This window comes from Adhaeribacter swui (assembly GCF_014217805.1).
In the GTDB taxonomy this organism is placed as follows: domain Bacteria; phylum Bacteroidota; class Bacteroidia; order Cytophagales; family Hymenobacteraceae; genus Adhaeribacter; species Adhaeribacter swui.
This window is the reverse complement of record NZ_CP055156.1, coordinates 4722545-4744077: the sequence shown is the minus strand read 5'-3', so window position 1 is coordinate 4744077 and position 21533 is coordinate 4722545. Positions and strand designations below refer to the sequence as shown.

Annotated in this window: 8 protein-coding genes; 2 read left to right on the top strand and 6 right to left on the bottom strand. The window is 45.5% G+C overall.

Annotated elements, in window-relative coordinates:
• Positions 1 to 266: 266 nt before the first annotated feature.
• Positions 267 to 8384, bottom strand: coding sequence for a PAS domain S-box protein (locus HUW51_RS19660; protein ID WP_185271331.1), 8118 nt, complete (start codon positions 8382 to 8384; stop codon positions 267 to 269).
• Between the two features lie 221 nt (positions 8385 to 8605).
• Positions 8606 to 9652, bottom strand: a complete 1047-nt coding sequence (locus HUW51_RS19655) for a chemotaxis protein CheB (RefSeq protein WP_185271330.1) — start codon at positions 9650 to 9652, stop codon at positions 8606 to 8608.
• A gap of 206 nt (positions 9653 to 9858) precedes the next feature.
• Here HUW51_RS19655 and HUW51_RS19650 point away from each other — a divergent pair, with 206 nt between their 5' ends.
• On the top strand, positions 9859 to 10263 hold the full coding sequence (locus HUW51_RS19650) for a hypothetical protein (RefSeq protein WP_185271329.1): 405 nt from the start codon (positions 9859 to 9861) through the stop codon (positions 10261 to 10263).
• Between the two features lie 327 nt (positions 10264 to 10590).
• Here the strand turns inward: HUW51_RS19650 and HUW51_RS19645 are convergent, their stop codons facing one another.
• Positions 10591 to 12759: a malectin domain-containing carbohydrate-binding protein gene (locus HUW51_RS19645; protein WP_185271328.1), complete on the bottom strand. Its 2169-nt coding sequence runs from the start codon at positions 12757 to 12759 to the stop codon at positions 10591 to 10593.
• A gap of 765 nt (positions 12760 to 13524) precedes the next feature.
• On the opposite strand from HUW51_RS19645, the gene HUW51_RS19640 reads away from it, so the two are divergent.
• Positions 13525 to 14406, top strand: a complete 882-nt coding sequence (locus HUW51_RS19640; protein WP_228466762.1) for an SMP-30/gluconolactonase/LRE family protein — start codon at positions 13525 to 13527, stop codon at positions 14404 to 14406.
• Positions 14407 to 15392: 986 nt separating this feature from the next.
• Here HUW51_RS19640 and HUW51_RS19635 read toward each other — a convergent pair.
• The 3 genes from HUW51_RS19635 to HUW51_RS19625 all read right to left on the bottom strand — a co-directional run bounded on the left by HUW51_RS19635 (position 15393) and on the right by HUW51_RS19625 (position 21216).
• Positions 15393 to 16607, bottom strand: coding sequence for a cupin domain-containing protein (locus HUW51_RS19635; RefSeq protein ID WP_185271326.1), 1215 nt, complete (start codon positions 16605 to 16607; stop codon positions 15393 to 15395).
• A gap of 220 nt (positions 16608 to 16827) precedes the next feature.
• Positions 16828 to 19077, bottom strand: a complete 2250-nt coding sequence (locus tag HUW51_RS19630; RefSeq protein WP_185271325.1) for an outer membrane protein assembly factor BamB family protein — start codon at positions 19075 to 19077, stop codon at positions 16828 to 16830.
• 222 nt (positions 19078 to 19299) lie between these two features.
• A complete protein-coding gene (locus HUW51_RS19625; RefSeq protein WP_185271324.1) occupies positions 19300 to 21216 on the bottom strand; it encodes an alpha/beta hydrolase-fold protein in 1917 nt (638 codons plus the stop codon).
• Between the last annotated feature and the right edge of the window lie 317 nt (positions 21217 to 21533).

Below are 21533 nucleotides of genomic sequence, written 5' to 3'. Positions count from 1 at the left end.
GCCTTTATTAGTATAATGCAATTATTTAGGATTATGCCGGCAAATATAGAAACAAGTTTTACATTTGGCTTAAAAATTAAGTGTTGATTTTAAGCCGCTTAGGTATCAGTACAAATACTTATTTATTCTGTTTGATAGAGGGCTTTTCTCTGGAGCCTTGCAAAGGCTCCAAAGAAAAACAGCAAAGTCCGGTTCAGCAACTACTTCTAACTATTTGGTATACTTACTTAAATGCCAATTTTTAAAAATTTTCTAATGTAGAGGAGTTAACCTGCGTTAGGAAGTTGAATTACCACTAAAGTACCTTTCCCGCTAGCAGGGGTGGAAACTGTAAAGGTGCCATTTAGCAGATTTACCCGGTCGCCAATGGTGCGTAAACCAATTCCTTTGGGTTTGCCGTTTTTCAGATTAATGCCTTTGCCGTTATCCCGAACCTTTAACATAATGTTTCCTTCTTCTTGCTCTAACAATAAATCTGCCCGGGTGGCTTGGGCATGCTTAGCCACGTTGGTTAATAGTTCCTGAGCGATGCGGTAAATGGCGAGCTCCAGGTACGATTCTAAACGCCCCTCCAGATCTACATCGCAGTTTACCTCAATGGAGCTTTGTTCGTAGGAGCGGCATAATTCCTGCAGGGCGCGGGTTAAACCAAAATCCTGCAATACCATAGGTACCAACTCATGCGATACCCGGCGGGTTTCCTGAATGGCTTCGGTTAAAAGTTTGGCAGTCGGCGATAATACCTCTTTTGGTATCTGGTCGGCTAACTGGTTCAGATTTAATTTAGTAGCGTACAACAGTTGCCCTACCCCGTTGTGCAACGATTCCGATATTCTTCTTCTTTCTTCTTGTTGCGCATCCAGGATAGCCAACAAAAGGGCTTTTTGCTGTTCTAACCTCATTTCCAGATTTTCCTGTTCCAAATGTTTTATCACCGAAACATCCAGATCTACGCCCAGCATTTTGTATGGCCGGTTTAAGTCGTCGTGCAATACAATAGCTTTAATTTTTAAAGAAACAAGCTGACCATTTACCCGAACCCGGATAATTTCCTCTAAAGGCTGTGGTTCCTGCTTTATAGAATTTACCAACTTTTCCGCAATATGCCGGTCCTCCTCAATAACGTACTCTAGGTAAGTATCCAGGCTTTTTTTACTACCCACCGGCAGGCCAAACAAATGGTACATGCCTTCGGACCAGTAGAAGTTGTGCGTATTATAGTCGTACTCCCAACTGCCTATACCAGCTACTTCTTCCGCTTGTTTTAAAATAGTAAAGTTGCGGCTTAGTTCGGCCTCGGCCAGCTTGCGTTCGGTAATATCTAGGTTGCTGGCCACCAGGCCATCATCCATTTTTACGAACATGGCCGCGTACCATTTATTAAAATTTTCGTGCGGGTAATAATATTCTACCTGGCCGGGTTCCCCGGTTTCTACTACGCGAAGCATCAGGTCAAATAAACCCGCTTGTTTAATACCGGGGTATTCTACGGAATATAATTTACCAACCAAATCCGTACGGCCGGTTTCCCGTTCCAGTTCTTTGTTGATTAGCCGAATTTCAAAATCTATAATCTCACCATTTTCATCCCGTACGGCTTTCAGAATAGACAAGCTTAATAAGGTAGTATCAAAAACAGATTGCAGCATGTCGCGGCTTTCGCGTAAAGCTTGCGTGCGGTCAGTTACTTGTTTCTCCAGCATTTTATTAAAATCCTGAAGCTTTTCTTCGGAGGCTATGCGTTCGGTAATATCCAGGGCCATGCCTACAATAAAACGACGCCCATCGGCTAACCGGCCCGGTGAGGATGCGCTGAAACTCCAGTACCGGAGGCCTTTGACGCGCGTTTTTATCGGAAAATCAATATTTAAGCTTTCTTTATCGTTTTTAAACAATTGCTGCATGTGCTGGCGCACCATATTCGCGCCTTCGCCGTAGGCATGGGTAAGCCAATGGTCGAAGGTGGGTACTTCTTCCGGTTGGTAACCGGTCAGTTCCGTCCAGGTACGGCTAATTTGCAGCACTTTCCCGTCTTCGGCGTGCATTATAATTGGGATTGGTGCATCCTGAATGGCCCGCCGGAATTGTTCTTCCGATTTTATTAAGGCTGCTTCGGCATTTTTGCGCTGGGTGATATCGTTAAAAAGTACGGCAACTTTACGTTCTTCAGGTATTCCTACCCGGAAGGCGTACAAACTAAACCAGCGGTTTAAGGCCGGGGAATCTTCTTCAAAACGGTTAGGTTGGCCGGTGGTGGCTACGCGGCCGTAAATTTCAAACCATTTTGGCTCAATATTGGGCGTTAATTCCAAAATGGTTTTACCGGTAGCATTGCTTAAACCATTGTTTTTCTCGAAGGCTGGGTTTACTTCTAAAAATATCCAATTGTAGGGTTCGTTTTCTTCATTGTACAACATTTGGATAATGCAGTAGCCTTCATCCATCGAATTGAAAAGCGTTCGGTATTTTTCTTCGCTTTTTTGTAATGCTTTTTCTGCTTTTTTAATATCGGTAATATCAATAGAAGCACCCACCAGCTTTATTACTTGCCCATCTTCACCAGTGAGTGAATCAGCTCTTTCCTCAAACCAGATAGTTTCTTTAGTATCCGGACGAACGATCCGGAACATGGAGTAATAACCTCCGCCTTCCTTAGATGCTTTTTGAACTTTTTGCAAATGTGCTTCTTGGTCATCGGGATGTAGAAGTGCAAAACCCTGCTGTGTAAACTCGATGACCGAAAGACCATAAACCTCCGAAAAGTTTGGTGTGGTTTCAATCCTGTTTTCTGCCACATCCCATTCCCACACGACCGTTCTTGCTGTATCAACGGCAAGTTGCAAACGTTCTTCGCTATTACGCAAGGCTTGTTCAGCGCGATTGCGTTCCGTAATGTCGACTGAAAATCCAACGAAGCGGTTTTCGCCGAGCGGATGTCCCGTGTTGAGCAGCCAACGGTATTCGCCATCAGCGCGGAGAAAACGACATTCGTAAGAATACGGCTCGCGCTCCTCGAACGCTTTTTGGTAGGCCGCGAAATACCCTTCGGCATCTTCCGGGTGCAGAAATTTCGTCCAGCCCATTGCGAGGATTTCTTCTAAAGAAACGCCAAAGAAATCTGTATAATATCGGTTGGCAAACGTCCCGCCGCTTTCGTCGGTTTCCCAAATCAGAACCGGCGCATTATCTGTCATGGTGCGATACCGTTCGTCAGCGCGGCGCAAAGCATCTTCGGCTTTTGCTCTCTCTATTGCTGCCCAGGTGCGTTCAGCCACTTCAGCTAATAAGGCTTCATCATAAGTTGACCAATTACGAATTTTTGTATCGCCAATGATCAATGACGAGATCAAGCTGCCTTGCCTAACCAGCGATGCTACCAGCATAGATCGGAACCCCGCGGCTGTATATCGTTCACGGATGGTTGGACTTAATAATTCGTAATTTTCGTAGTCGCTTACATTTAAGATGTGCCCGGATTTTAAAAGATCCAAAAACTCCGGAATGTCTGAAACATCATGTGTACCCGCAAGAGACAAAAGATCATCCCTTTTAGAATCATACTGCACAAAACTGGAGTTTTTTTCTTCATCCCATTCCACATAATAGCACCAACCTGCATCGTAATGTTTGCGCAGCGAATCTGTTACCGTAGTCTGAACATCTTTAAGACTATTGGCATCGCGTAATTTATCGCTGAGATTAAGTAGAAATTGCTGGTGTTGCTCCCGCTGTTTGCGTTCAGTGATATCTTCAAACACAGCTGCAAGAAGATTGCTGCCGGGCTCTCCCATACGAAAGCGATAAAGACGCAACCACCGGTTGACGTCATGGATATATATTTCCGACAGTGTTGTTTCACCTGTTTCGCTAAGCTGTTGGTAATCTTTAAAGCGGTTTGGGTCTTGGTTTGGAATGAGCTCGGTTGATCTTTTTCCGACGACATTGGCAAGACCCGTGTGACGTTCGAAAGCCTTGTTTACTTCCCTGAAAATAACATCTACCACATCGCCCTGCTCATCCCGTACCATTTCCATGATGCAAAAGCCTTCTTCAATGGTTTCAAATAACGTACGGTATTTCTCTTCGCTTTTCCGTAATGCATTTTCTGCTTTTGCCCTTTCGACTGCCGCCCAGGTACGTTCGGCTGTTTCCTTGACGAGCGCAATGTCTTCCGCTGTCCACTGGCGCGCTTGTCCGTGCTGAATACCTAAATTGGCGACCCAGCGACCCGCTTTGATGAGCGGGACGCCAATGCTCGCGTATACATCGTGGGCGATAAACGCTGCCCGTTCCTTTTCGCTCAACCGCTCCTCCGAAGTCATGTTCTCGATGGCGAACGCTTCGCCCGAGCGTAACCCCTTGCTCGCTGCGCCGAAATTGCTGGTCGGAAAACGACCAAGGAGTTTGGGATACGCTCCGCGCACGTAATTGGCTGAAATACTATATGTCTCCCCGTCATCGTCCACTTCGGCATACAGCACCCGGTCTACCTGCAACTGTTCGCCGAGCACGCGCATCGCCGCGTCTTGTATTTCCAGTGCACCCGACAGTGGGCGCAGGGCATCGCCCAATTTTATCAGGTAAGATTGCTGTTGCTCCCGTTGTTTGCGTTCGGTAATGTTTCTAAAAAGAACACCCAGATTCTTACTTCCTTCACCACCAATTCTTGCAGCAGTTACCTGGAACCACTGACCACCTAAACCGTCAATGCTATATTCAAAATGCAGCGGTTCACCTGTCTTGGCTAGGTGCTCATATTTTTCGAGAAGAAAATCTTTCTTATCCAGGAAAAGTTCTGATCTCCGCTTCCCCTGCACATCCATACCTACATGCATGGGTAAAGCAGGATTAGTTTCCTGATAGATGAAGTCTACCAGTTTGCCTTCTTCATCATATAACAGTTCAATGATAGTGAATCCCTCGTCAATTGAATTAAAAAGTGCCTGGTATTTATCGGTTGCTTTCCGGGCTAATTCATCTTTCAGCCGAATAATTTCTTGCTCGGCTATTTTGCGTTGGGTAATATCGGCGGTGGTAGTGGCCACACCGTCGCCCAGCTTCACGGCCGATTGATGAAACCAGCCATTAAATTGCTCGTGCACATAGTGTTTTTCGTACTGCTGCGGTATACCGGTTTCGGTTACTTCTTTAAAGGCGGCAAAAATTCCTTCTTCTACCACCCCGGGCTGTATTTGCAACAAGCTTTTGCCTAATGCATCGGGCATATAGCGTTCCGCTTCGTTGTTAAGCAGTACATACCGGAAGTCAATTATTTCTCCTTCCGCATTACGGACGGCCTCAAACACCTGGATCATGTTTAAGGTGGCATCCATGGTGGCCTGGAGCAAGTCTTTACTTTCGCTTAATTCGGCGGTGCGGGCTTCTACCTCTTGCTCCAGTTGGGTCCGGTATTTTTCTTCGGCTTGCCGCAAAGCTTCTTCCATTTGCCGCTGCTCCGTTAAATCGCGCATAATTTTTACGAAACCAATGGTATTTCCCTGGTCGTCGCGCAGCGGATGCGTTAATCCGGAACCCCAAAAGCGGGAGTTATTTTTGCGCAGGTGCCACCGCTCGTTTTCGGCGCGGCCTTCTTTTTGGGCCTTCTCCGCTTCCTTTTCGGGAGCTTTGTTTTCGCGGTCTTCGGGTACAAAAACAATATCCCCCGATTGGCCTAAAATTTCGGCTTCGGTGTAACCAAAAATTAACTGCGCTCCGCTGCTCCAACTAATTACTTTCCGGTCGGCATCCAGGGTATAAATGGCGTAATCTTTGGCACTTTCAATTAACAGGCGCAGGCGTTCTTCGGATTGCTGTAAGGCTTTTTCGGCGTGTTGCCGCTGGGTAATATCATAAAAAGTAATTACTACCCCGTTTATGCGGTCTTCGGTGGTGCGGTAGGGCAATACCCGCATCATAAAAGTGCGGTGGTCGGTGGTAGTTACTTCCCGTTCCAATACCGTTAATTTATCCAGCACGGTTTCGGTATCCGTTAGTAAATTGCCGTACTCCAGGCGGTGGGTAATATCTGAGAGTGGCCGGCCGTAATCCGAAGGTATTAAATTAAAAATTTGCCGGGCCGCCGGGGTGTATAGCCGGATGCAAAAGGCCCGGTCCAGGAAAATGGTGGCTACATCGGCCGAGTTAATCAGGTTTTGCAGATTATTGCTGGTAACGGAGGTTTCCTCAATTTTTACTTTTAATTCCTGATTAACCGTGCGCAGCTCCTCGTTTATAGATTGCAGTTCTTCTTTGCTGGTTTCCAGTTCTTCGGCCGCCGAACGCAATTCTTCGTTCATGGCCTGCAACTCCTCGTTCGAAGCCTTTAATTCTTCGGCCTGGTATTCGTACTGCTCGGCAGCACTTCTTAACTGCGCTTTCACCTGAATCAGCTCTTCTTCCAGGTGGCGGGCAACCGGCTCATCGGCCGAAATAATGATACTTTCGTCGGAGGGAGTGTGTTGGCTGGGTTCAAAAATAATCAGGATAAAACCTTTTACGCTTTCGCCTTCTTTGGTTACTGGCCTTACCAGCAAATTAATAAACTGGCGCTCGCCATTGTTACTAAAGGGTATGTTGCGGGCTTCGATGGGCGTTTGCCGCTGCACTGCCTGGTACAAAGCGGAGCGCAGCTCCAACCGTAATTCGGGTTTGATTAATTTTAGTAAATTCTTGGTGGGTTCGCCGCCCGAAAACTCTAAATAACTGCCCACCTTCTCCGACAGGTGCATAATTTCATAATCCTCGTTTACCACTAAAGAGGGGGGCGCGTATTGCTCCAGCATTTTCTGGTGCAACTCCCCGAAGGATATGCGGTTTACCGACCGGTTATCCGGATCGTTTAATTTACCCAGGGGCTGTTCGCGTAACTGAAAATTAGGCACTGATTCGGGTACCGGAAAATTGCGCATGCTTACTTCCCGTTTCTGGTAAATATGGTGTTCCCGGCTAATAATGGCGTACAAATCACTGGCCCCTTCTACCGATTCGGAAGAGCCCAGAAATAACACCCCGCCCGGCCGCAAAGCAAAGTGAAACGTTTCCATCACCCGCTCCTTCGCAGTTTCGTTCAGGTAAATAAGCACATTGCGGCAGGTTACCAAATCGAGGCGCGAAAAAGGCGGGTCTTTTAAAAAATTATGATTGGCGAATAAAACCATTTCCCGGATTTCGCGCTTGATGCGGTAATTATCGCCTTCTTTATTAAAAAACTGCCGCAAGCGGTCCGGGGAAACATCGGCGGCATCGTTGAGCGTGTACAGGCCTTCGCGGGCCACGGCCAAAGCGGCTTCGTCGATGTCGGTACCAAATATTTGTACTTTTGGCGCATCAATTACACTCTGAGTGCGTTCGGCTAGTAACATTGCCAGGGTGTAGGCTTCTTCGCCGGTGGCGCAACCCGCCACCCACACTCTTATTTCATCTTTGGCCGACCGGTTTTTTAAAATTGCCGGTAAAATTTCCCGTTCCAGCGCCTCAAACGATTTTTTATCCCGGAAAAAGTTGGTTACCGAAATTAATAGGTCTTTGAGTAAGGCATTGGCTTCGTCCAGGTGTTGGTGCACAAAAGCAGCGTAGCTGGGCAAATCGGGAAGGTTATGAATGTTTATGCGGCGCTCGATGCGGCGCAGCAAGGTGGGGCGCTTGTAGTTCGAGAAATCGTGGCCGGTACGCACGCGCAATTGCGTAAAAATTTCGCGCAAGGCTTGTTGTTGCTGCTCTGGGCGCGTGGCCGATTCCGCTACAATTTCGACGGTGCCAATGCTCTCGCGATAGGCCATGATCCGGGCCGGAATTTCGGCTACGGGCAACACTTCATCTACCAACTCGGTGGCAATGGCGTTGCGGGGCATTTCGTTAAACTCGGCTTCGCGGGGATTTTGCACGTAAACGGCGCCGCCTCGTTCTTTTACCCGTTTTAAGCCCATAGAACCATTGGCCCCGGTACCCGATAAAACCACCGAAATAGCCCGTGGGCCATGGGTATCGGCTAAGGACCGGAAAAAAATATCTACCGGGGCCCGCCGTTCTTCCACAAACAAATTAACCGAAGGGGCAATAAAGCCATCTTCCAGAATTAAATGCTGATTGGGCGGCACCACGAAAATATGATCCGGTTGAATCTTGGTTTTTTCTTTTACCTGCGTTACCGGAATGGTAGTTACCGATTGAATAACCTGGGCTAACTTGCTGTCGTGATCCGGCGAAAGGTGCAGGATAACCACGTAGGCTACTCCGGAACCGGCGGGTACATGCTGGAAAAATTCCTGCAGCGCCTGAATACCGCCCGCGGAGGCCCCAATGCCCGTTATTAGGAATCCTTGCGGCTTCTCCGTTATAAACTCAGAAGCTTTACTGGACTCCATTTCGTTCCTTTCCTTATCCATTATTCCCTAACCGCTTTACTATTTTAAATTTTTAAATTTTCTCTTTTATCTATTGTGAACCCGCCACCAAAGTCAAAATTTTAAAAAACTGCTTTTTACCAACATCATCGGGCTTCAAGGCTTTTAAAAAAGTGGTAAAATTATAAGTCCGTAAAAAACTGGTTTAAAGTCGTTTATTAGCAAGAATAAACGCTGCAAGCAGGGATTTACTAAAATTCTGATTAAGCATTATCGTCTTCTTCGGCAGCTTGCCGGCTTATGCTTTCGTTGGTTAGTTGTTCGTGGTTTAAAACTGCTTGTCGCACGATGTTAGCCCGGTCACCAGCTTCTTTGGCTTTTTTAAAATACATAGCCGCTAGTTTGGGCTGGTTTTTTTCAGCGTAATGGTCGCCCAGGTTATTGAGTAAAATAACGCTTTCTTCTATTCCCCGGATGGTTCCCCATAAGCTATCTTCAATGTTTTCGGTAATAGAAGTTAACAAACTATCCGCAGAATAGGCGTGCCCCGTGTGGCAACGGTAGCGGATAATGTTCCCTTCTTTAATGGCCGACAAAACCCCGTGGCACTCCGGACACGCATAAGGTGTAAGCTGGCCTAAATCCTGCACCCCTTGTTCCAGGGCTTTATCCTGCAGCGCAATCCGTACTTCGGTTTTAATTTTGTTTTGCTCTTCCATGGGTACTTGCTTTTCTTTCGGAGCGATTTCGGAAGTTAATTTTACTAACAAAGATGCTATTTCCTGCACTGGTAAACAATAATCTATTTGTACTGCCTCTAAGGCGCTTTGGGGCATCGAAGGTACTTCGGCTTCTTCGGGTTGCTGCACAATGGCCAGGCCGCCGCGGTGTTTAATAGTCCATAACCCGGAAGTGCCATCGTCGAGGGCTCCCGACAGCACAATGCCAATTACCCGGGAACCGTACATATAAGCCGCCGACCGGAACAAAGGGTCTACCGCCGGCCGGAACCGGTTTTCTTTAGGGCCGCGGATTACCCGTACCACGCCTTTGTCGAGCATTAAATGCCGGTCGGGCGGGGCCACGTAAACGCGGTTCATTACAATGGGTTCGTTATCTAGGGCGTTGGTAGCCATTAAGGTTTTCTGCCGGTTAATTACTTGTGGTAATACGCCTGTTACATCCGGCGACATGTGCCAAACGATAAAAATAGCGGCTTCTAAATCGGCCGGTAGCGCCGCCATTAATTGCCGGATTGCCTCGAAACCACCCGCCGAAGCCCCAATAACTACGATGTCTCTTTTTGCCATAATTTACAATATCCGGTTTTCTTCTTATAAGTTTATCTACTTACGCTTTTTTTAACTACCAAGCGAAGAAGTAAAAGTATATTTTGCGGAACAAAGAAGAAATGCGGATTATTTTGCCGAATTCCTTTTCGGAATACTAATTTTTAGGTTTTTACCTTTGAATTACCAGTCATCTGCTTTATATTTCTTAACTCACGTTACCGGCAATGGCAGAACCTTCTCTCTCTGTGATTAAAAAAGATTATATAGAAATTAATTATAATTCTGAAAACGAATGGCTTTACGTTAATTGGATAGGTACCCCCAGCCATGAATCAAGCATGGCCGGATGTGAAGATATTCTCCGGACTTTAGCCAAATACCCTGTTTTTAAAATTATAAACGACAACCGGAATGTGGCAGGTAGTTGGGATAAAGGTATTTCCTGGGTAATCCGCTCCTGGCTTCCCCGCTTTATGCGTTTGGGGTATTTTTATATGGCCTGGGTGCAATCTCCTTGTCCGGAGAGTCAGAAATCTTTGCAGCAATCCTTAAGCCACGAGCTGCCCAACATGACGATTCTGGTATTTGAAGATTTGGAAACTGCAGCCGCCTGGTTAAAAGAAGTTTAAGAGTTATTTATTTTCCGGTACTTTTTCGTTGCCACCTTTCCTGAATTTACCTGCACCTTTTGTAAAAAAGCTCTTTTTTGCTTACATAAAATACTTGTTGTAACAACAGTAAATTTTTAAAATTTCACGATTTTCGCCATCTGCTTACGCAAGCTTTATAGTCTCTTCCTCTCGCAAAACTTTATATTGATTTTACTTTAAAAGAATTTTACTCCGTTTTTTTCCGAGACTAGTCCATATGTTGTTTGTGAGCTAGAAAACACTGATTAGTTTTTTATATGAACTATTCCATATAGAACCTGATTCCCATAACCCTGAAAATTTCCCTTAATGCTGCACCAACTTGGTTTGCACTTCACCAGACAACGCGCGCGCTTTTAAAACATAAGTACCTGCTTGTAATTTGGTAGCATTGGGCAGCTTCACCAGCGCCTTGCCCGATTGGTTAGTAAGCACGGTAGTTGTATACATTGTTTGGCCGAGCAAACTGTATAATGTAACGGTTACTTTTTCGTTTTGGCTAAACCCACGCACTTCCATCGAAAACGGTTTGTCTTTTACAATGGGGTTTGGAAAAACTAAGATTTGCCTGTTTTCCGGATTATTTTCGGGCTGCGGTATAGCCGTAACCGGACCAGTAGAAATTTCCGGAGTACCCTGAAAAGTGGTGCTGGTGCGGGAACCGCCGGTATAATACAGCAGCCCATTTAGTACCCCGGCCACGCCGGAATACCGGCCCTGGGGCAAAGCGCTTACATTTTGCCACGTATCGGTAGCCGGGGTATACGCCGAAACCAGGTTGGTATGGCCGCTGTTGCCGTGCACTACCTGGCCCCCCAACACAAATATCCGGTCGCCCAATACTACCACCGAAGAACTAATATGCCCCCGGCCCGTACGCCCGTCTGGCACAGGTAAATCAGCTTTCTTGGTCCAGGTGTTGGTGCTGTAATCATACACGTGCACGGCTTTTTTGGCTATTAACTTGGCATCGTGGCCGGTTTGGCCGCCGATGTAATAAATTTTTTCTTTAAAAACGGCCGAGCCGGCATGTTGCCGGGGTTCCGGTAAAGGCGCCAATTTTTGCCAACCAGCATCTAAATTATCCAGGTCCAGCACATAATGGTCACTTAAGTCTATGGTTCGGGCTTTATTGGTACCGCCAATGTGGTGGAGCCGGCCATTCACGTATTCCATTTGGCCGGCGGCTACAATAATGGGTAAATCGGGCAAACGCACGTAGCGGTTTTCGGCTACCAGGTATTTGTACACTTCTTTCGTGCCGAATATTTGCCCCTTTCCGTCAGAACTAGAAGTGTAACCGCCTGCAAAGTAAATATCAGTGCCGTCGGTGGCCATGGCGGTATGGGTAGCGCCGCCGTATTTGGTGTTATTCATGGGAGGCATGGGCGCCATGGCCGTCCAGGTATTTGCGGCCGGATCAAACACGTACGCGCGGCTGGTAGGCGTAAAGCCGGATTTCTGACTATCAAACCCCCCGAAGGTATACAGTTTATTGTTCACGCTTTTTCCCTGAGCTTCGTTCACCACATAAGGCTGATTGGTTTTGGTGCTCCAGGTTAAATTGGTAAAGGCAGGCACCAAAGGAGCCGGATTAACCTGAATGGTGATAATTGCTTCGTCGAAACCACCGGCCCGGTCAGTAACCCGTGCTTTTAACGTAAATTTACTTTGGGCATGGTGGTTTAATGGTTTAGTTAAAGTTAGTTCGCCGGTAGTGGCATTAAGCGTAAAAGTTTGGTTGGTGTTGCCCGCCGTTAAGGTGTACGCAAGCGCATCGGCGGCATCTGGGTCGGTGGCTTGCAAGGTGCCCAATGCTGTACCCACTTTAGTGGTTTCCGAAAGTGTATAAGCCAAGGTTTTAGTCGAAAATACCGGAGGCTGATTAGACGAATTCGTTACTTTTACTACTTCTAATCCGGCAATCTGGGGACGGTTTACGCCGCCATCGCTAACCAGCGCACTAAAATACAAGCTCAGCGTGCCGTCGGCCACGTTAATGGTAAATGTTTCGGTGGTAGCGGTGTTCGCGCCGGTTTTTTTAAAAATATCAAAATTATCCAGCACCTTGGTGTCTTCAGCCGTAACATCGAAAACCCGTTGCCCAGCCCGGGTCCAGTAAGTTTCGGCCAGATGAAGCGTTACCTGGTATGCCCCATTCTCGACCGGTAAATTATAGCGGAACGTTCCATTATTGGTGGTGGCCCCCCGCTGTTTCTGATAAAAATCAGCATTGGTAGTATTGGCAATCGCATTGGAAGAGGTGGAAATATAACCAGGATCTGGCAAAAAATAATTATCCGCCGTGAATAAGCCAGTAGTAGTCTGAAGATCGCCGCCACCGGAGTTAATCCGGTAAATAACTTCGTTGGCTAATACAACACTTTGGGCTAAAAAACTGAAAACGAAGCTAAAAAGCCACTTCCCCAAAGTAGGTTTTCGAATAGTAAAATAAAGTGCAATAAAAGTGGACATACCAATAAGTTTGTAAATAGAATAAGCAAATTCGGCAGGAAAAGCATAAAATAGTTGGAATAGTTGAAAACCAAATTGGATTAAATTCCCAATCAGGAACCACTATCGAGTATTTTGTTTTCTGCTTGCTTTTTCAAGGTACTAATTATTTAAACGCTCTTCGCACCGGAAAGTTAGAACAACTAATCTGTGATTCTTTTTTGCAACCGCTTCAATTGTTTTATTCTTCTGATTATCCCCTGGAATTTTAAAAATTTAAAAAATGAGTGGCCGGGCCCGGTATTCCTATTACTCATTCCGAAATATCGTTAAGCAAGACCAATCTGTATTTAAAATGTTTCATTTTTAAAAGCTCTATTGCGGGCTTTAATTGATGTAAATCATAAAATGTAGTAACCAATTAATCTTAAGCTTGGGAATAATGTGAAAGAATGGATAGTAAAGAAAAAGAAGTTTGATACTTGATGCGAAATAACTATTTTTCGTGCTGGTTATAATCTACAGAAGCGCTTATAGGGGCTGTATTGGTAAGGTTCGAGGCATTTTTTAAATTTTTTAAAATTCCGCCAAAATCAAAAAACTACAACAGGCAGCATTTTAAATCTTACTTGTGCGATTATAGGGGTTCATCTATCTATTTAAACAATTTATATGACGAAGTGTACGCTTTTTTTATTTTTAGTTGCTAGCTATTTTTCGGGATTCGCCCAGGAAAATAAACCCTCTGTTGGTACTATTGAATTCAGCTCAAATGAACTTTCCAGGGTGATTAAGAAAGACGCAAAAATTGAAGTACTAGCCGAAGGTTTTACCTTTACCGAAGGGCCCGTTTGGATAGAGAAAGAAAAAATGCTGTTGTTTTCGGATGTGCCGGCTAATACCATTTACAAGTGGACCGAGGCAAAAGGGAAAGAAGTTTATTTGAAGCCTTCGGGTTATACCGGCCAGGAATCCCGGGGTGGTTTTCTGGGGTCAAATGGGCTGCTTCTTGGTAAGGATGGAAAATTGTTGCTTTGCCAGCACGGTGACCGAAGAATAGCCCAAATGGACGCTCCACTGAATGCGCCAAAGACGAACTATGTTACCGTAGCAGGGGAATATAAAGGCAAGAAACTAAACAGCCCCAATGACCTTTTCCTTACGGCTGCCGGCGATCTGTATTTCACCGATCCTTCTTATGGTTTTGAAGGTGGTGATAGTGACCCCAAAAAAGAACTTTCCTACCAAGGCGTATATAAAATGAATAAGGCAGGAGCTGTAACTCTTTTAACCGATACTATTGCCCAGCCAAACGGAATTGGTATTTTCCCGGGCGGCAAAACTTTACTCGTATCTAATTCGGCTGAAAATAACAATGGCTGGTACACGTATGATATTGCGGCGAACGGGTTTTTAACCAACGGCAAAGTATTTTATAATGCAAAACAGGAAAAAGAACCGGGCGGTTGCGATGGTTTAAAAATAGACAAAGCGGGCAATGTGTTTGCTACCGGACCGGGCGGGCTTTGGATATTTAATAAAACCGGCAAGTTGCTCGGTAAGATAAAGCTAAACGGAATAGTGGCGGCTAACTGCGCTTTAACTCCCGATGGTAAAACCATTTATATCACTGCCTCTAATTACCTGCTCCGCGTGAAAATGCAGTAATTCTTTTTTACTACTAAGTCAACAAGCCTAGTATTAGAAATGCGTAATCATTTATAAATTCCTATTACCTGATTTTTTAAAATATTTTGGTAAAGAGTAGTTATACCGAATAGCAAAAAATAGCGTCCAAAAAGGGGAAAGAACATTTACTAAAGCTGATCTTTGGAGCCTTTACAAGTCCCCATGCTCGGGTGCTATCTAACTTGCAGCCTACAAGTATTGCCTCATGGCCGGCGGGCCCCGTTTGGCTCTTACGGGCTGGTCTAAGCTTCCTTTGCTCGTGCCTGGCAATGCTGCGCACCGGAACCTTAGAAGGCCCTTCACAGCCAAACTGATGTCAACTGCCCTTAGCTGCGTCTACTACCCTGTTTAGAGTTAGTGAATGGGCAAAATGACAGAATAGTATTATCCAATGGCATGATCTAACAACCAACTAGGTGCGGGAAGAAAGTAAAGAAATTAAACTTATTTCCGCTGATTCTGGTGGTTGGTTGCACCTAAAGAATATTACTACTCCTTATAACTACTGAGTGCGAATGAAAAGCGGAAGCTAAGAGCAACTGACACCAGTTTGGCTGTGGAGCACCTGCTAGGGTTCCGGTGCCGGAGGCATTCCGCAGACGGAGTCGAGGAAAGAGAGTCTAGCGAGTGCGGAAGAGCCAAACGAGGCCAGCCGGCAATGAGGCAAAACCTGTAGGCTGCAAGTTAGATAGCACCCGAGCATGGAGCCGGGAACCGGCTCCAAAGGTCAGCTTTTGCATCTGCAAAGAAAGCTGCTATTTACTATGTGGTATTACTACACAAATCGAAGTAGTAATTAAAATAAGAAGTCTCCTTGAATATTAAGGAGACTTCTTATTTTTTAGTGAAGTTATTACTATTTTATAGGGATTACCTCCTGGTTCTTATTTCAAATTAAAAAGCTAAACTATTTCAATTTACATATTTTTCACACATAGCACTATTATAAACTACTTCTGAGATATTTATCGATTATTATCCTCCCCCATTACATCATAACCACGCCATTTGTACTCTTTGCCAATTTTGGAGGCTGCCGGCCAGGCAATCTGGTGTTGGCTGCTGGCCACCCACTTGCGCCGGTTTTCTTCCGTGTCAAACGAGATCTGGATCTGATAATTATAAGTAGTCGCTTCGGCCTGGATTTCTTTAGCCAGATTTTCCGGATACAGGCGCAGCAGTTTAGATTCTAAATAGCCGGTCTGCACTTTCATGGCAGGTACATAAACGGTGTGATATATTTTTTCAAATGCTTCGCTTTCGGCTTTCGGAACTTTAAAATCCATCTGCAACGCTATGGCTTTTGCTTTTCCCGGTGACGTTTGCAAGGTTGCAGCATTTGGTTTAGCAGCCGCTACCCCGATCACCAGCAATTCCAGGTCTTCCTTGCCATCATTGGTAATGGTAGACTTTTCGCCTAATAACCCATAAAAAGAATCATCTGCTTTAATAGCAGCTTTCTCATTGTTTAACGCTACTGATCCCGAGCCTTTTATCACGTAGTAAACTTCTTCGATCCCATCCAGTTCGCGGGGTCCGGCGGTACTGCCGGCCGGAATGACTACATGATCTACGTGGTTCCAGTTCGTCCGGAAAATATCGGCGTTCAACACTCGGCGGTACAGTACCCCATTACCCGGGAAAGCCGCATTGTTGGTTTTAAGCGTGCTCCGCTCCATGCGACCGGACACAAATACCGGTATTGGATCCAGATTAACACCCACCCGGGCATCGGCTAAGTCAAAATTATCGGCCTGACCTTTTACTTTACTTACCGCAAAATTCAGCCATTTTAACTTTTCGTTAGTGGGGTTATAAATGGCATGTGCATCGCCCATTTTACAAGGCACTACTGCCGGCGCTTTAATTTTAGAAGTGCGGCCGTTTACGGTAAATTCAGCTTCGCCGGTTAGCAGTACATACATTTCCTCGATGTTGTGGTGAAAATGATGCCCAATGCCAGATTTAGGATCTATAACCCCGGAATGCAAGTAAAGAAAGTTAGTTGATAATTCGGTGCGCCCGATTAACTGGGTAAATCCCATTTTCCCGGCTCCGGCATGTACCGCCGATAATTGCCGGTATTTAGCCGGGTCGTTAGGCACAACGCGATTTTTAGTAGGCTGGCCGGTAGCCGGAACCATCATAAAAGTAAATAATAAGGCAAGCAAATGGTTCATGATTCGCAAGAGGTTTAGTTAACTAAATAAGTAGTAAGTAGTAAGTTAAAATTTTAAAAAATTGATACAGGTTTTCTCAATAGAGTCTATCAGCAAGCCTAGTGCTACGCCAAATTAAAAATTAGAAATTATGAATTAGAAATTAGGCCTAAAGGAACTGTATGATATCCTAAAGCCTAATAATCATTCTACATATTAAATTAAAAAAGCACCCGATTATTTATTTTTTACCCGGAAGCGCGTATACCACATAGCCTCTGGGTAAAGCACCCGGCTTTTTGGCGTGGTTAATCCCATCGCGGGTAAAGTTTGACGTAGCATTCACTACCAGGTATTGTTTCCCCGCTATTTCATACATGATTGGCTGCGCGTTCGATTCGTGGCTCAGGGTTGTTTCCCATAACAGCTTGCCCTTCTCCGAATCAAAAGCATATAATTTTCCGCCCTTCGCTGTACAAAATAGCAGACCATTGGAGGTGACCACCATGCCTTTTCTTTGCGCTCCGCCCGGTGTACCTAAATTTTGAGTTTCTTTATTTAGCGAGAGGGTATCCTCCCCAATGGTGTGTTCCCATTTAACTTTACCGGTATTCAAATCATAAGCCATCACCCTGGACCACTTCGGATTTAATAAACCCGGCCAGAAGGTACCATAATCAGTGGTATAGCGATCTTGCGGATGATCTACATCTTCGGGGTATTCCGACATAGGCGCCACAACTTTAGCATCTGGTTTAACCTTGGCCCCACCGGACGCCACTACCGGGCCCTCCGGCATTTTCGAAGAATCATTTTTGCGGCCAAAACCCATGCGCATGGCGGGGTTTCCACCTAAGAAACGGTAAATAGCGGTTACCTGTTCTTCCTGGATATGCGCAAAACCTGGCATTTGTCCGCGGCCGGCGGCCAACAAACCTTTAAAATCATCAATGCCTATGCGTTGTCCGGCGTTAACAATAGAAGGCGCAATGCCCGCCCCAGTCATATTTTCGCCATGGCAAGACCGGCAGGTACTCGCATACAGTTTCTTTGCTTTTTCTACATCATCCTGTGACATTAATTCGGTAGGTGCTTTAATTTTTTCAAGCTTGTAAACCGATGGGTATTCCTGCGCTAAAATGTACACCATTCCGTTTTTCGGATCGGCGGCCGTATTCCCAAAATTTACCCCGCCCAGAGCCCCCGGCACGGCAATGGTTTCGTATTTATCGGATGGTGGAATGTACAAACCCGATTTAGCTTCGGCAATACGCTTCTGCCACTTTTCTCTTTCGGTTTTTGAATAATAAGGGTTAAGCGTTTCCTGGGTAACCTCGTGCCGGGTAAAGCTGGGTACCACCGTCGGAATGGGTTGCGTGGGCCAGGCCTGTTCGCCGGGCATTTCGCTGGCCGGAAACGGTTTTTCTTCAATCGGAAAGATGGGTTCACCCGTAACCCGATCAAATACAAACATAAAGCCGTGCTTGGTAGCCGCCGCCACCGCATCAATGCGTTTGCCTTTATGTTTTACAGTTATTAATTGGGGCGCTGAAGCCAGGTCATAATCCCACAAATCGTGATGTACCGTCTGGAAATGCCACAAGCGTTTGCCGGTGCGGGCATCTAAAGCTACCAGGCTATTGCCAAATAAGTTGCTTCCGATGCGGTCGGCTCCGTAGTAATCATAAGTTGGTGAGCCCAAAGGCAAGTAAGCAATTCCCCTTTTTACATCCACGGATATTTCGCTCCACACATTTACGGCACCCACATACTTATACGCATCTTTCGGCCAGGTTTCGTAACCAAATTCCCCTGGATGCGGAATGGTATGGAATATCCATTCTTGTTTACCGGTAATTACATTATAAGCTCTTACGTGCCCAGGCGGTGAGAAATACGCTTCGCCGGGAGCAGATCCCATAATGATTAAATTATCAAATATTACCCCGGGCATCATGGATTGAATTCGGCGGATGCTGGATACTTCCCGGTCCAGGCCTTCCCGCATATCCACATAGCCGTTGTTGCCGAAGGTCAGGATAGATTTTCCGGTTAGGGCATCAATGGCCTGCAAGGAATTATTCAGGGTAAATAATAACCGACGGTCTTTCCGGTCTTTGCTTTCCCAGTAGTTAATGCCCCGGCGGGTTAATCCCTGTAAGTTGGCATGGATCCAGATTTCTTTACCCGTCAGGGCATTGATGGCGACTAAAGAATAATTTTTAGCCATTACATACATAACGGTATCCACCACAATCGGGCTAAAAAAATTAGGTACAGAATCGGCGGTGGGATAAACCCAGGCTACCTGCAACTTACTGACATTCTTTTTAGTAATCTGAGAACCTTTAAAATACCGCGATTGATCTGGTCCGCCGCCGTAATGTTGCCATTTGGCATAATCATCAGATAGCGAGGAATCCGGGGTAAAGCTGAAATAAGCAAATAAACATAAGAGGGCAATAAAAACACCGGTAAGCTTTTGTTTCATTTTGTATTATTTAAAATTTGTTGTGGTGAACAGGAAAGAATTAACCTATAGTTAATTTAAACAAGCCAGAATTTCCCAGGGCCAGGCTAATTATTTTCATGCATAATACACCAGCTATAATTTAATGAATTTTAAAGCAGTATTTGGAACATTAGCACTTTTAGTTTTTAAAATTTTTAGTCTCCAACAATCGTTGGATTTGGCAAACGGACCTTTGATTGCTCATTTAAATAATAGCGGGGCAAAGTTGTACAGATTGTTGCGCCAAACCGGCCAGGTATGACCACCCGGATATTCGGTATAAGTGTATTTTACCTTCATCTGGTCGAACTTGGCGAGCATTTCTTTGCAGTTATTGTAAGCAATATCTTCTTTGCCGCCCATGGCTACCCACAGCAGTTTTAAGTTGTTATTAATGGTGGTTGAGTTGTTTTGAATAAATTCGTACTGCGGATTAGATAAGGCCGGTTGATTACTAAACCAACCGGAGCTGAATACTCCCAAATAGTTAAACAAATCCGTGTTGCGCATGCCAGCGTGTAAGGTTTGCAAGCCACCCATCGATAAGCCCGCCAGCGCCCGGTTTTTACCATCCGGCAGAACCCGGTAAGTTTTTTCGACCACGGGTATAACCGCCTGTTTCAATTCATTTTCAAAAACTTTAAAAGCATTCTCGTTAAACCCGGACATACCCATATTGCCATCGAGCATAACTACCAGCATGGGCTTGGCTTTTTTATCGGCGATCAAATTATCCAGGATTAAGTCGGTTTTGCCTTGCGTCGCCCAGCCCCGTTCATCTTCGCCGCCCCCGTGCAGAATGTACAATACCGGATATTTTTCGGTAGTATTTTGGTCGTAGCCTGCTGGCGTATACACGTAAAACCGCCGCCACGAATTGGTAACCGGAGAAAAATAGCGTTTCATGCGCACCTCGCCGTGCGGCACCTCCTTTTCGGCGTAATAATCCCCACCCCGGAAAGGAATTTCGATGCCGCTGGCCTGCCGGCCCATGCCGTAGAAAGTTTCACTAGCCGGATCCGCTACAGCCAAACCATCAATTACTAAGGAGTAATAATGAAAGCCTTCGCCAATGGAATCGGTGGTTACTTCCCAGAATCCATCGGCTTGCTTTGCCATATCATACTTTTTACCCAGATCAATCTGCACTTTTTGCGCTTCGGGCGCCTTAGTCCGGAATACTACGCGGTTGTCGGGTAATATCTGCGGGTACTTTGCTGACCGGATGTTGGTAGCTGCCGGAGTTCCTAAAACGGTGTACTTGGGCAAAGAAGCCGTATTTACCGGCTTAAACAAGAACTGTGAGAACATATACAGCCCATTTTTCCAGACTTTAAAGTCGTGCCCGCCCGGCTCTACGTAATAAACATGCGGTACATTGTTGGTAAATAAATAATCGTGGGTGCGTTTGCTGAAGGTAATCAGGCCATCCTGGTCGCCGCAAGAAATCCAGAGTAGTTTTAATTTCTTTTTTGCTTCGGCAGGGTTCGGCATTAGCTCTTCTGGTTTTTTGGTGTTGGGCGCCGAGGAAAACCCTCCAACCCAGGCAAATTTATCTAAGTTACCTAAGCCAAAATTCAAGGATTGTCCCCCGCCCATGGATAGGCCGGCAATAGCACGATTTTCCCGGTCTTTACGCACCGGAAATTTTTTCTCTACGTAAGGAATCAGGTCATTTAGTAAATCTTTCTCGAAAGTAGCAAAGGCTTGCACCTTCTCTTGATCGAAAACATTGCCAATGGCCCGGTCGTCTTTCATAGCCCGGCCGTTCGGCAGCACTACGATCATGGGCTGCACCTTTTTCTGGGCGTACAAATTATCCAGGATTACCTGGGGTTGACCGCCCTTGAGCCATTCTTTCTCGTCGCCACCAATCCCGTGTAGTAAATACAATACCGGGTATTTTTTACTTTTGGAATACCCGGGCGGTGTATATACCAAAGCCCGGCGTTTGGTGCCCACCGTTTTAGAATCGTAAGTAATGGTATCTATTTTACCGTGCGCAATATTTTGCTGCACCACATCAAACCCCGTGGGAGCTTCTTTTTCAATGTTCTGTGCTTTGGTTGCTACACTAATCAGCAGTAAAACAGCGAGTAGTGGATAAAAATGTTTCATGTTAGTTTAATTATCAGTTTATATTCTTGAGGCGGAAATCAGTTTTTAGTGTTAAAATGGATAGTAATAGAAATATCTAAGTGCATAAATTTTTAAAAATGGTTGATATTGGTAGTGATACCAACACTAATTATCTAGACATTAATGGATTACTTTCTGGTAGAAACCTGCAATCATATTATTTAAAATATTGTTTGCATACTTCACAGCCTTTCCTCCCAGCATCTCCCGCCAGCTTATAGCTGGTGGGGAATAATAAGGGGAAGTTTTCAACTTCCGGCCAGTTGAAAACTGGCCACTATTAAAAGCTCCCAGTT

Excerpts from the sequence above, each read along its gene's own strand:
- HUW51_RS19660 (WP_185271331.1), bottom strand. The coding sequence starts at position 8,384 with ATGGATAAGGAAAGGAACGAAATGGAGTCCAGTAAAGCTTCTGAGTTT.
- HUW51_RS19655 (WP_185271330.1), bottom strand. The coding sequence starts at position 9,652 with ATGGCAAAAAGAGACATCGTAGTTATTGGGGCTTCGGCGGGTGGTTTC.
- HUW51_RS19650 (WP_185271329.1), top strand. The coding sequence starts at position 9,859 with ATGGCAGAACCTTCTCTCTCTGTGATTAAAAAAGATTATATAGAAATT.
- HUW51_RS19645 (WP_185271328.1), bottom strand. The coding sequence starts at position 12,759 with ATGTCCACTTTTATTGCACTTTATTTTACTATTCGAAAACCTACTTTG.
- HUW51_RS19635 (WP_185271326.1), bottom strand. The coding sequence starts at position 16,607 with ATGAACCATTTGCTTGCCTTATTATTTACTTTTATGATGGTTCCGGCT.
- HUW51_RS19630 (WP_185271325.1), bottom strand. The coding sequence starts at position 19,077 with ATGAAACAAAAGCTTACCGGTGTTTTTATTGCCCTCTTATGTTTATTT.
- HUW51_RS19625 (WP_185271324.1), bottom strand. The coding sequence starts at position 21,216 with ATGAAACATTTTTATCCACTACTCGCTGTTTTACTGCTGATTAGTGTA.